Origin of the sequence: Candidatus Methylomirabilis sp. (assembly GCF_028716865.1) — a bacterium.
Classification (GTDB): domain Bacteria; phylum Methylomirabilota; class Methylomirabilia; order Methylomirabilales; family Methylomirabilaceae; genus Methylomirabilis.
On record NZ_JAQUOY010000027.1, the window covers coordinates 20,773 to 32,293 of the forward strand.

The window sequence follows — 11,521 nt, forward strand, 5'->3', positions numbered from 1 at the left end:
GGTTGGGGTTCGGGCCGCGAGGCTTTACAAATCATTCCCTGCGTATGACAGGTTGAAACTCTTATTGACGAGCGGAAAATCGGGTACGATGTTTTTGAGAATGGCGTAATGTAGCGCCGGCCAGTTAGCGAATGACGGATCTTTGATCTTCGCGCGCGCAAGCCGATCTTGCTCACCGGTGACAAGCCAGTGCCAGATCGGGCCTCGCCACCCCTCAACCAGACCGAACCCGCTCGCGCCCGCCGGCAGCGCCGGGAGCGGTGCCGAGATCTTGCCTTCAGGGAGCCCGTCCAATGCGCGCATGATCAGATTGGCGGCCTCGCGCGCCTCCTCTATCCGCACCATCAGTCGCGCCCAGACATCGCCTTCGCCATACACCGGCACATGCGGCGGTAGATCCGCATACGCGGCAAAGGGATGATCCCGCCTGGCGTCACGATCGATCCCGCTGGCTCGCGCCGCAAGCCCAACGACCTGCAACTTACGCGCGGTCTGTCTCGACAAGTATCCTGTCCCGTGCAGGCGGTCCAGCACCAGGCCGTTGCTCAGCGCGATCTCGACCACTTCGTCGAAGTCGATCGCCGCGCGCCTCACCGTCTCCCGCGCATCTGCGATCTGCTCCGCCGTGAAGTCGCACCTCACGCCGCCCGGCATCAGCGTACCGCGCAACAGGCGATGACCGGCCAGACGCGCGTTCAGGCGCAGCATCTCCTCACGAATCCTCATGGCGTGTGCATTTGCTACCGCAAAGCCGGTGTCCGTACAGATCGCGCCGACATCGGCGATGTGATTATAGAGCCGTTCAAGTTCAAGCAGCACTACGCGCACGTAGGCCGCGCGCGGGGGGATCTGTAGCCCTGCCAGCGATTCGAGCGCCTGGCAAAACGCGAGTGCGTGCGCTACGCTGGAGTCCCCGGAAATCCGTTCAGCCAGTTCCACCCCGCGCGTGAGCGGGATCGTCTCGAATAGCCGCTCGATCCCCTTATGAACGAAATAGAGCCGGGTCTCGAGATTGACAATGGTCTCACCTTCGACACTGAACCGAAAATGACCCGGCTCGATAGTACCCGCATGGACAGGGCCAACAGTGATCTCGTAGATCCCCTCGCCCTCGACGCGGCGGAACGGAAAGGGCGTGCCATCGTCAGCAAATTCAGGGGGCGCCGAGGCATCCTTTAGCAGCGGGTGATACGTTTCTGGCCAGAACTGATGCAGCGGGAGGCGGCGTAGGTCGGGGTGATCGGTCGGCACCAGTCCGAAAAGATCGTGAATCTCGCGTTCAAAGCGACTGGCCAGATACCAACGTGTTGCGAGCGACGGAAACCGGCGGTCATCCTCCGGGACTGCTACCGACGCGACGATAAATAGATCCATGCCTTCGAGTTCGAAGAGATAGCGTAGCGTAAACGCGCCGCGCTCCGCACGTGTATCTTCCGCCACGATCAGTTCTGGCCTCGCACAAAATCTGTCGCACACATAATCAGCGACCGCGGGCAGCTCATCCCGTTCGAGGCTCACGCGCACCTCCCGCGGAGGATGCATCCGGAGGTCAGTCAGTTTCAGTGTCGTTGCGCGAAGCTGCCGGACAATACCGTTCATCAGATCAGGCATGAGTAACCCCGAGCACCCTGAGGGCGGCCTCCAGCGCCTCAGTCACTGCATGGGGGAGCGTCAGTCCCAGCACAAGCAGCAGCGTGAAATTCACCACGATCGGTGCCAGCGACCATCTGAGCACATCCCCATGCTCCACCTTCTCGAAGGGCGCCCCATAGAGCATCTGATTCACACTGCTGAGCATACCTGCGAACACAACGACAAGCAGCGTAATTCCCAAGACCACTACCCACACAGGCCCGCTCTCCAGGCCCGCGCGAAAGATCAGGAACTCGCTCATGAATAGTCCGAAGGGGGGCAGGCCTATCAGCGCAAGTATGCCGGTCAGAAACGCGCCGGCCGTTAACGGCGATGCCCGTAACAGCCCGCGCACCCTCCGGATGTCGGTGGTCTGATATTTCAGCAGGATGTTTCCCGACAGGAGAAACAGCAATGACTTTGACAGCGCATGATTGATGACGTGCAGGAGCGCACCCAGGACGCCCCAGTAGCCTCCAAATCCCAGTCCCATACAGATAATGCCGACGTGTTCGACGCTTGAATAGGCCAACATCCGCTTATAATTGCGCTGTCTGACGAGAAAGACCGCGGCCACGGCGAGCGAAAGCAACCCAATACCCACAAACCATGGGCCGGCGAAGTTCGCACCGACCGCGATATCCGCGATCGTCTTGAAACGCATCAGCGCGTAGAGTCCCACGTTGAGCAGGACACCGGACATCAAGGCGCTGATCGGGGCGGGCGCCTCACTGTGGGCATCCGGCAGCCACGTGTGCATCGGCGCCAGGCCCGCCTTTGTCCCGTAGCCGACAAGGATAAAGGCGAAAGCGAGCCGGACCACCTGGGGATTCAGTGATGATGCGGCGGCCCGGAGCGAGGTCCAATTCACTGCAATCTCGCCCGCCCGCGAGGCGCCGGCGTAATACAGCAGCGCCGTGCCGATGAAGGCGAGGGCGATGCCGACCGAGGAAAGGATGAGGTATTTGTAGGCCGCCTCCAAAGACCTGGGCGTGTTGTGCAGGTTCACCAGAAAGGCGGTCGCTAATGTCGTCCCTTCAATCGCCACCCACATAATACCGAGGTTATCCGTTGTCACCGCCAGCAGCATCGTAAAGAGAAACAGATGAAAAAGCCCAAAGAAGCTCCGCACGCGGGTCAGATGAGTATCGTCGTATTCGGCTCGGATATAGCCAAGCCCGTACAGTGCGGCGATCGCCCCCAACAGGGTGATCACGACGACCATCAACGCCGAGAGCCCATCGGCTCGAAGCAGCCCACCGATGGCAGCAGGTACATCGCCTCGCCATACCCGCACCGCGACAATGAGACCGACGGCCAGCCCGCCAACGGCTGCAAGCGCGTGGATGAACTCGAGCCACGCCCGAGGACGTACCAGCGCCATGAGGGCTGCGGCGATCAGCGGCGTGAGGAGCAGCGTGACAAGCATCACCCCTTGAGCCTCCCTAACCGGTCCACCTCGATCGAATCAAAATTCTCTTTGATGCGGTAGATGAATACCTCCATGATCAGCACGGCAACCAGCACATCAAGGAAGACCCCCATCTCCACGATGAACGGCACCCCATACGTGGCCAGCAGCGCAAGGAGGAAGATGCTGTTCTCCAGCATCAAGAAGCCGAGGATCTGTGTCAGCGCGCGTCGGCGATTCACCATCACGAAAAAGCCGATAAGCACGCCGGCAAAGGCGATCGGAATAGCCTCAGCGGTAGGGAGCGGGTTTGACGCAGCAACAGGGGCCATCACGTAAAATGCGATCACGACTAAGCCTCCGCACACCACCAGCGTGGCGGGCGTGCCCAGATATGGCAAGGCAGCCCGCTGCAAACCGATCTTCATCACGGCGCGATTGAGGACGCGGGGAATGATGAACACCTTTAAGAGCACCAGTACCAGCGCAACACTGGTCAACTCAACGCTTTTCGTGAACGCGGCGACGGCCGCCGCCAGAATGGCCAGGACCACTGATTGCATCGCGAATATTCGGACCTGTCCGGCCAGATCCCTGCGCACGATCAGCAGGAATGCCGTGCCCAGCATCGCGAACGAGAGTAGCGTGACCAGCCTTGGAAAGAGTATGGTGAACATCGCTCTGCGCACCCGGCCTATTTCACGAACAGGAACGAGATGACCGCCAACAGGGCAAGCGCAAATGACCCGCTTAACAGCGCCGGCAGGCGGAATAGCCGCAACTTGGCCACCGCCGTCTCGATCGCCGCGATCCCTACTGCGAGTGTGCCCACTTTCACGACAAGCGCGACAAAGGCCACAGTCAGCGCCGCCGGCGTGACCGCCATCGCGACGCCCCACGGAAAGAATAGGTTCGAGAGCAGCGCCAGGAAGATCAGGAGCTTCATCCCTGCGGCCCACTCGATCAGCGCCAGGTGCCGTCCCGAATACTCCAGAATCATCGCCTCGTGGATCATCGTCAGTTCCAGATGCGTTGCAGGATTGTCAACCGGCAATCGTCCCGTCTCTGCAAGGGCCACGATAAAGAACGCGACGAATGCCAGCAGGTGGCCGGGATTGAGCAGCAAAAGCGAGTCATCTGCTCCGCGCCTGACAATCTCATCGAGGCCCGTATTCCCGACACGCAAGGCAATCGCGAAGATCGCGATCATCACGGTCGGCTCAGCCAGGGCGGCAACGGCCATCTCACGGCTCGAGCCCATGCCGCCGAACGCGCTGCCGGCATCAAGACCTGCCAGCGCCAGGAAGAAGGTGCCAAGCAGAAAGAGATACATCAGCACGATGATATTGCCGATAAAGCCGAGCGGGGTCAGGGTCGTGAGAAGGGGCACCAGAAGCGATGACAGCAGCATCGTCGCCACCAGCAGATACGGTGTGAACCGAAAGATCCACGAGGTAGTCTCCGACACGACTGCCTCTTTCACCAGGAGTTTGCGAAGATCGGCATATGGCTGCAGCACGCCTGCACCGCGTCGGCCCTGGAGCCTGGCTTTCACCCGCCGAACCAGCCCCACCAGAAGCGGTGCGCCAAGTCCGACCAGAAGCAACTGGATCGCTTCGATCAGAATCTGTGTGAGCATCTGCCTTTAACCCGCCAGCGCCAGCAGGACCACCAGCGCGACCAGGATATACAATAAGTAGAGGTGCACACTCCCAGACTGTACGATACGGGCGCGATGTGAGGCCCATTGCACAAGCCGAGACATCGGGCCATAGAGCGCCTCGTCGAATATCGAGCGGGCCTCATTGCGGTAGGTGATCGTCTCGACAAAAAAGGGCGATTCCGGATGGAACCGGATGTCCAACTCCTTCACCGGACGGTATAAGAGACCAAACACCCGCTTGAACGGATTGGCGAACGCTGTCGAGGTATATTCAAATCGCGATGTCTGCAACGCGCGACCGCATCCCCATGTCTCGTACGCGCGACGGCGCGCGTTCGCGCCGATGATACGTAAGGCCACCAGGACCAGCGCGAGCAGCGAGGTCAGCGCGACCGCGATCCACAGCGGCGATGCCATGGCGAACGCGCCGTCGGCGACGATGACGTCCCAGTTGAAGTGCGCGTCTGTATGCGCCCCTGTCAGATCGGCCGCTGTCGCATTTAAAAGGCGCAACAAGCCAACCGGCGCCACCCCGAGTACCAGGCACGCGACCGCCGACATCCCCATCGCCCCACGCATCATCCACGGCACCTCCCGCGCCCGTTTGGCGTATTCGCTGCGCGGGAGCGCCAGAAAGGTAATGCCGAAGGCTTTCACGAAGCAGGCCGCTGCAAGTCCGCTCGTTAATGCGAGCGCGGCGACGACCGCTGCGAACAGCAGATTGGTTCCCGTCGCGGAGATCTGGAAGCTGAGCAGAAGCGATTGAAACAGCAGCCATTCGCTGATAAAGCCGTTGAATGGCGGCAGCGCCGCAATCGCCACCGAGCCGATGAGAAAATAGGCGGCCGTCTGCGGCATCCGCTTGATGAGCCCGCCAAGCTCTTCCATATTGCGGGTTCCGGTCGCATGCACGACTGCGCCGGCGCCCATGAAGAGGAGGGGCTTGAACGTGGCGTGATTCACCGTGTGATATAGGCCCGCCACCAGCGCCAGCGATGCCAGCGCATCGAGGTGATAACTCTGAAACAACATCCCTCCCCCTACCCCGAGTAGGATGATGCCGATATTCTCAACGCTGGAATAGGCGAGCAGGCATTTCAGGTCCTGTTCCACCAACGCATATAATACGCCGAGTACCGCGCTTATCGCTCCGACGACCAGGATTGCGCCGCCCCACCAGGATGGGCCTACCCCGAGCCAATCGAACCCGATCCGCACAAGCCCGTAGATACCAAGCTTGATCATCACCCCGGACATCATGGCCGACACATGACTGGGCGCCGCCGGATGGGCCTTTGGAAGCCAGATGTGCAAGGGAATCACCCCCGCTTTTGTGCCGAACCCGAGCGCCAGCAAGGCGAATACCGCATAGCGCATCGGTTCGCTCACGGTCACCGATGCGGCGCGCCATTCACCCAGGTCCATCGTACCGGTTGCGCGGGCCATCAAGAGGAAGCCAACGAACAGGCATGCGAATCCCGCATGCGTCATGACGAAATACACCCAGCCCGCATGTTGCGTCTCCCCATGCTCAGCCTCTGTCATCACGAGAAAATACGATGCCAGCGACATCACCTCCCACATGAGCAGAAATGTCAGCGCGTTGCGGGCCAGGACGACGAGCACCATCCCGGCGAGGAAGGCATTGAACCCACACCCCATTCCCGCCAGCGAATGCCTTCCCTCATAGTCTCGGGTGTAGGCGATCGCATAGAGCGCGGAGGGGATCGCCGCCACCGCAATGACCAGAATAAAGAACGCGCTGAGGCGATCTATGCCGAGGGAGAATCCGCCGACAGGGAGGAGCGCCGGGATTATCACACCCAGCGTGCCGCCCGCCAGGCCCGCCGCGCCCAACGCGAGGGTTCCTATAGCGCCGACGAGCGCGCACGCGTGTCCCACCAGTCGCGATACGCGCGGCCAGGGCGCCGTCAGCAACGCCCCCGCTGCGCCGATGCCGAAGCACGCGAGCGTCAGGAGCAACAGATTCAGCGTCATCGTTTCACTGAGTGTTATCGTCACTTACCGAACCATCCCTGGGTCGAACATCCTGATGGTTCCCGCGGCTCTCAAGCGCCGCCAGGATTCCGACCAGGATCATCTGCGGGGGTGGCGGGCAGCCACCAACGACCAGATCGACCGGCACAATCGCCGACACGGGCCCGACGACCCCATAACCGCCCGCGAAGATTCCGCAATCCCTGGCGCAGTCGCCGATGGCGATCACGATCTTTGGGTCAGGGGTCGCATCATAGGTGCGCCTGAGAGGGCCGGCCATATTGCGTGTCACCGGACCCGTCACCAATAAACAATCGGCATGGCGCGGTGAGGCGACGAAGTGCATTCCATAACGCTCCAGATCATAGTAGGGGTTATTCAGCGCGCCGATCTCCAGCTCACACCCGTTGCACGAGCCCGCGTCCACTTCGCGGATATGCAGCGAGCGACCAAAAAGACGCCGTGCGCGCTCCTCAATCTGCCGTGCAATGGTCTCGATCTGCGCGTCGTGACCCGGTCGCAGCAACGGCTCGGTCACTACGGGTGTCTTCCAGATCTTTCTTATCAGTGTCAGCATCTCGATGCGACTTCTCTCATTGCTGTACCAGTGTCGTGAGTCCAACGCCTCTTGACGGTCACCGTTTACCCTGAGCCTGTCGAAGGGTGCAGTATTGTAGCTAGTTCCGCTCATGCTCGACTAGCTCGGCACGAACGGTAATTGCAGGCCGCTACACTAGCGGCGCCTGGGTGTTTGCGTCTGCTCGAGTCGTATCTCCTCAAGCATCCCGCGAACACCGATCAGGTGGTTGTTGAAGATCTCTCTGGCCGCGTCAAGCAGCTTAAAGATGGCGTGGTCGCTGACGGAATAGTAGACATTCGATCCCTCTTTGCGGGCCGCCACGATGCCCTTATTACGAAGAACCGCAAGCTGCTGAGAGGCGTTGGCGGGTTCGACGCCGAATCGCTGGCTGATCTCGTTCACCGTGAGCTCTCCCGTCCGCAACGCATCAAGGATCGAGATCCTCAACGGGTGGGCCAGCGCCTTAAAGAATTCCGCCTTGAAATTACTGAGTTGTTGTCTCATCCGTTTCCCAACGCCTGAAAGAATGCACACTATTGCATCTGCAAGTATGCTTATATCTTATATCCTCTGTTTACGCTCGTCAAGTATCCACGTCAGCCATCGCTCGCACTTTTACCGAAAGAGTCGCGCTGCCTGGATTCCTGGTATACAATGCGACAGGAATAAGGAGGATCGATGGTCGAGTGGAAGCGACAGCGGATCGAGCGGGCCTATCGGTCCGGCGAAGGGCGCGAGGCGATACACGGCGGTCTCAGCGACACGCTCCTGCGCCTCATCCGGGAAGAACCGCTGCGCGAGCGGACGGTGCTGGATGTCGGGTGCGGCAATGGGCGCTTGACCTTTGCCCTGGCGCAAGAGGTCGGCCGGATCATTGGGATCGACTGGTCGGAGCAGGTAATCCAGGAGGCCCGCCGACGCGCCGGCGCCCTTGGCCTGAACCATGTCACGTTTGTGTGCGACGATGCCGAGCGGGTCGAATATGGCAAATTTGGTCCGATCGATCTGGTGGTCGCCCATCTCTGCATGTCTAACGCAATCCTGGAGCGAGCGGCCGCGGTCCTGGTACCGGGCCGCTTCATGGCCTTTGCGACCCTTCACCGAGATCAATGGAAGGAGAGCGGCAGAAGCTCCCGATTCGCCTATGGAGAGGAGGATGTCGATCTGGCGCTGACAGCGGTGGGATTCGACCCCGTCTATCTCGAGGTCGAGCATGAGGTGCTCTCTTTTACCGCCTCCGATGACGCCCTGGCTTACGTGGAGGCCTCAGGTCTCACTGAGAAATGGCAGACCGATAGCCGCTGGGAGGGGTTTCTCGCGTATCTGAAGCGCGGCGGGAGAGAATTAACGATCCGGGCCCGTGTCAATGTGAAGGCGCGCCGCCGGTGAGCGCCTGCGCAATCTCGACTTTTACGTCGGGATCGGTCTCGCGAGCAAGCGCCTCGTCGAGCGCCGCACGCGCCTCAGTCGTGCCGGTCCGTCCTAAGGCCCAGGCGGCATGACCCCGGACCAGCGGCTCCGGATCGGAGAGGAGCCGTGCCAGAGCCGGGATCGATTCCGCGGAGCCCAGGTTACCCAGCGCCACTGCCACGTTTCGCAAAACGCCCCGCCGCTTTGACCGCTTGAGCGGGCTCCCCTTGAACCACGACCGAAACTGTTCGTCGTTCAGTGCAAGGAGAGGGATCAACTCCGGCGCATGAAGGCCCTCACGGGGCTGAAAAGCAGGCTCCTTCGAGGCCTCGATATTGACATTATACGGGCAGACCTCCTGGCAGATATCACAGCCAAAGATGTGACTGCCGATCAGTGGCCGTATCTGTGCCGGGATACTGCCCTTCAACTCGATCGTCAGGTACGAGATGCAGCGACGGGCATCCAGTCGATACGGGCCGACAAAGGCGTCGGTCGGACAGGCCTTCAGGCATAGATCGCACGAACCGCACCGGTTCCTGATCGGCTGATCTGCCGGCAGTTCGAGGCTCAGAAACAGCTCGCCCAGAAAAAAATACGAACCGTGCTTTGGAGAGATGAGGAGCGTATTCTTGCCGATCCACCCGATTCCCGCCAGGCCAGCGAACCCCTTCTCCAACACCGGCCCGGCATCGACGTAGGCCTTGCCCTGAACCTCTTCGCCGACGGTATTGCGAATCCATCCGAGCAGCGCGTCAAGTCGGCTCTCAAAGACCGTGTGATAGTCCTCTCCCCATGCATAGCGGGAAATCCATCCCTTGGGCGCACCCGCCTGGTGTGTCTCGCGCGGAAAGGGGGTGTAGTAGTTCATGGCGACAGAAACCACCGAACGCGCCCAGGGAAGCCACGTACTCGGGTGGCGTCGGGCCTGCTCAGTACGCGTCATATAGGCCATCTCGCCGCCATACCCCTCTTGCAGCCAATCGGCGAACGACTGTTCATGGGGAGGGTCGCTGACCGACGAGATCCCGACCAGCTCGAACCCCAGCCTGTGGGCCTCTTCTTTGATCGCCTGAGTCAACTGCTCAGGACTCTGCACGACCATGTCGCAATCCTGTTGATTCGTGCCCATTGACGCTTACCGTACTACCTTGAGGGCTCGCGCTCGTAGCGGTTTCGCCTTCTCCCCCAGCAGCGCCTGGAATCGAATCGCGTCCTCGGCCATCAAGAGATTATTGAACAGGCAGTAGGTGGGGAGATCATTCTTGTACACCGTCTTCAGCCGCTCAAGGTCCTGATCGGTGTGAACGTACCGGTAGCCGGTAAGGCCGTGCAGCCGATAGTAGCGGATCGGGCCATACAGCGACGGCTCCTTGAGCGGATCGACCACGTGGACCAACTCTAACTCGCGACAGAGTCCCTGGATCAGATCCGCCGTCCAGGCACCGCGTGGCTCCCAGGCAGCTTGCCAGCCGGCGCGGTCGACGCTGGTGAAGAAGGCGCGCAGGTTCGCGATATGTTCGGACGTCGGCGTGAAGCTCGGCGGGCACTGGAAGACGATGATCGAGGCGCCCAGGGCTGCCGCGAATGCCCGCGTCTGGGCCCAGGCTTCGAAGACTTCCTCGGTGGGCCGAAACGCGCCGTAGCGATCTTTCGATTCAGGTGAGATCGGCTTGGTGAGGCGGCGATAGGTCGGGCTTGACGGCTCGTGCGTGATGAGCTGCCATGCCTTCATCGTAAACTCGAACCCGGTCGGCGCCCCGGCTTGCCACCGTACCCCTGTGCTGAGCCGCGGCAATTTGTAAAAGGTCTGCTGGATCTCAACAACCGGGAAGGTGTTGTAGTACTCCTGCCGGCCCATCGCGAAGCCGCAGGTCCCGATCTTGGCATGGCCCGCGCTTGGATCAGCAGTGGCTATCGGATCTCTCCTTCGTCCATTGGGGCATCTTGGGACGGTGAAGAAGACGGCTGCGGCCGGGGGCTCCTCGAGCCCATCCACGCTCGCGTGGCGCTAAGGGCTGACACGAGGAAGGCCGAGCCGGAGACCAGGTATTCGGTGGTCAGCCAGTGGACCACCCAGCCCGTTCCAGGGGCCGGGCTGGCCCACAACCACTGCACCGCTTTGAAAAGCAGCAGGAGAAAGCCTGCCCAAGCGGTAATTGTCACCAGCAGCCAGTGCCACGACTCAGGTGTCCGCCGGTGAGCTTGAAACAGCAGCGCACCCAGCAGCAACGATGCGGCGGGGATGAACCACAGGAGCGGCTCCTGCGGTACAGGGTGGCCTTTGAGTGTCTGGCCAAGGGCGAGTTCCAGGCCCGCAACCGAGATCACGCGATGGGCCCAATATGGACCGGCGATCACCCAAGGCAGGAAAAAGAGCCCGAAGGGGATCACGCCCGCCCACGGCAACTTCGCCCAGCGCAGGGAAGACACCGGTGCCGTCGGCGGCGTCGCGAATGTCCCGCCGCACTGCCAACATGCGCTGGCTCCAGGCACTCTACGCGCACCACAGTCCGGGCAGAGGCCAATCGTGTGAGTACTCATCGATATTCGCGCACCGTGCATGAAGAGGTTTACCTTCCCACACAACTATACTGTGCAGCCGAAGGCTCTGCTGTCAAGGTGTTTCCATTCGTCATAGCCTTCAGTCTTCAGCCTTTAGTCTATCTACCTGAAAAATAACTACATCAGACTGGATAATCGATCCCATTCCGCCGTCAATTCCACCACCCTTTGCTTGGCCTGAGTATGCGCATCCAGCGTTTCAAGGCATCGTTCCTTATTCTGGTAGATCTCCGGGTCGGCAAGAGCCTGGGAGAGATCCTGG

At 60.8% G+C, this 11,521-nt stretch carries 11 protein-coding genes; 1 reads left to right on the forward strand and 10 read right to left on the reverse strand.

The genetic code is table 11. The annotated features are described in order from the left end of the window. Nucleotides 1–24 precede the first annotated feature (24 nt). From PHV01_RS10670 to PHV01_RS10700, 7 genes are all read right to left on the reverse strand, one after another. Nucleotides 25–1,611, reverse strand: a complete 1,587-nt coding sequence (locus PHV01_RS10670; RefSeq protein WP_337291141.1) for an NADH-quinone oxidoreductase subunit C — start codon at nucleotides 1,609–1,611, stop codon at nucleotides 25–27. Continuing rightward, entirely contained in the window at nucleotides 1,604–3,061 is a 1,458-nt protein-coding gene (locus PHV01_RS10675) for a hydrogenase 4 subunit F (RefSeq protein WP_337291151.1), read from the reverse strand. Before PHV01_RS10675 ends, PHV01_RS10670 begins: the two co-directional genes overlap by 8 nt. Then, complete coding sequence (locus tag PHV01_RS10680) at nucleotides 3,061–3,720, reverse strand: hydrogenase (protein ID WP_337291142.1); 660 nt, start codon at nucleotides 3,718–3,720, stop codon at nucleotides 3,061–3,063. The genes PHV01_RS10675 and PHV01_RS10680 overlap by 1 nt, the downstream gene beginning before the upstream one ends. A 17-nt stretch (nucleotides 3,721–3,737) precedes the next feature. Continuing rightward, complete coding sequence (locus PHV01_RS10685; protein WP_337291143.1) at nucleotides 3,738–4,682, reverse strand: NADH-quinone oxidoreductase subunit H; 945 nt, start codon at nucleotides 4,680–4,682, stop codon at nucleotides 3,738–3,740. Nucleotides 4,683–4,688: 6 nt separating this feature from the next. Beyond that, entirely contained in the window at nucleotides 4,689–6,728 is a 2,040-nt protein-coding gene (gene hyfB / locus PHV01_RS10690; protein WP_337291144.1) for a hydrogenase 4 subunit B, read from the reverse strand. Continuing rightward, complete coding sequence (locus PHV01_RS10695; protein ID WP_337291152.1) at nucleotides 6,709–7,281, reverse strand: NADH-quinone oxidoreductase subunit B family protein; 573 nt, start codon at nucleotides 7,279–7,281, stop codon at nucleotides 6,709–6,711. Before PHV01_RS10695 ends, hyfB begins: the two co-directional genes overlap by 20 nt. 156 nt (nucleotides 7,282–7,437) lie before the next feature. Continuing rightward, on the reverse strand, nucleotides 7,438–7,788 hold the full coding sequence (locus tag PHV01_RS10700) for a metalloregulator ArsR/SmtB family transcription factor (protein ID WP_337291145.1): 351 nt from the start codon (nucleotides 7,786–7,788) through the stop codon (nucleotides 7,438–7,440). A gap of 174 nt (nucleotides 7,789–7,962) precedes the next feature. Between PHV01_RS10700 and PHV01_RS10705 the strand changes: the two genes are divergently transcribed. Next, nucleotides 7,963–8,673 (forward strand): methyltransferase domain-containing protein, encoded by a 711-nt coding sequence (locus PHV01_RS10705; RefSeq protein WP_337291146.1) that lies wholly within the window; start codon nucleotides 7,963–7,965, stop codon nucleotides 8,671–8,673. On the opposite strand, the gene queG is transcribed toward PHV01_RS10705, so the two are convergent. The 3 genes from queG to PHV01_RS10720 are packed head-to-tail and all read right to left on the reverse strand — an operon-like array spanning nucleotide 8,648 to nucleotide 11,238. Continuing rightward, the gene (queG, locus tag PHV01_RS10710) at nucleotides 8,648–9,799 is read right to left on the reverse strand and encodes a tRNA epoxyqueuosine(34) reductase QueG (protein ID WP_337291147.1); all 1,152 of its coding nucleotides are present in this window, start codon (nucleotides 9,797–9,799) and stop codon (nucleotides 8,648–8,650) included. The genes PHV01_RS10705 and queG overlap by 26 nt on opposite strands. Before the next feature lie 33 nt (nucleotides 9,800–9,832). Next, nucleotides 9,833–10,555 (reverse strand): DUF72 domain-containing protein, encoded by a 723-nt coding sequence (locus tag PHV01_RS10715; protein WP_337291148.1) that lies wholly within the window; start codon nucleotides 10,553–10,555, stop codon nucleotides 9,833–9,835. Nucleotides 10,556–10,608: 53 nt separating this feature from the next. Continuing rightward, nucleotides 10,609–11,238 (reverse strand): hypothetical protein, encoded by a 630-nt coding sequence (locus tag PHV01_RS10720; protein WP_337291149.1) that lies wholly within the window; start codon nucleotides 11,236–11,238, stop codon nucleotides 10,609–10,611. Between the last annotated feature and the right edge of the window lie 283 nt (nucleotides 11,239–11,521).

Excerpts from the sequence above, each read along its gene's own strand:
- PHV01_RS10685 (WP_337291143.1), bottom strand. The coding sequence starts at position 4,682 with ATGCTCACACAGATTCTGATCGAAGCGATCCAGTTGCTTCTGGTCGGA.
- queG (WP_337291147.1), bottom strand. The coding sequence starts at position 9,799 with ATGGTCGTGCAGAGTCCTGAGCAGTTGACTCAGGCGATCAAAGAAGAG.
- PHV01_RS10675 (WP_337291151.1), bottom strand. The coding sequence starts at position 3,061 with ATGCTTGTCACGCTGCTCCTCACGCCGCTGATCGCCGCAGCCCTCATG.
- PHV01_RS10700 (WP_337291145.1), bottom strand. The coding sequence starts at position 7,788 with ATGAGACAACAACTCAGTAATTTCAAGGCGGAATTCTTTAAGGCGCTG.
- PHV01_RS10720 (WP_337291149.1), bottom strand. The coding sequence starts at position 11,238 with ATGAGTACTCACACGATTGGCCTCTGCCCGGACTGTGGTGCGCGTAGA.
- PHV01_RS10695 (WP_337291152.1), bottom strand. The coding sequence starts at position 7,281 with ATGCTGACACTGATAAGAAAGATCTGGAAGACACCCGTAGTGACCGAG.
- PHV01_RS10715 (WP_337291148.1), bottom strand. The coding sequence starts at position 10,555 with ATGGGCCGGCAGGAGTACTACAACACCTTCCCGGTTGTTGAGATCCAG.
- PHV01_RS10670 (WP_337291141.1), bottom strand. The coding sequence starts at position 1,611 with ATGCCTGATCTGATGAACGGTATTGTCCGGCAGCTTCGCGCAACGACA.
- PHV01_RS10705 (WP_337291146.1), top strand. The coding sequence starts at position 7,963 with ATGGTCGAGTGGAAGCGACAGCGGATCGAGCGGGCCTATCGGTCCGGC.
- PHV01_RS10680 (WP_337291142.1), bottom strand. The coding sequence starts at position 3,720 with ATGTTCACCATACTCTTTCCAAGGCTGGTCACGCTACTCTCGTTCGCG.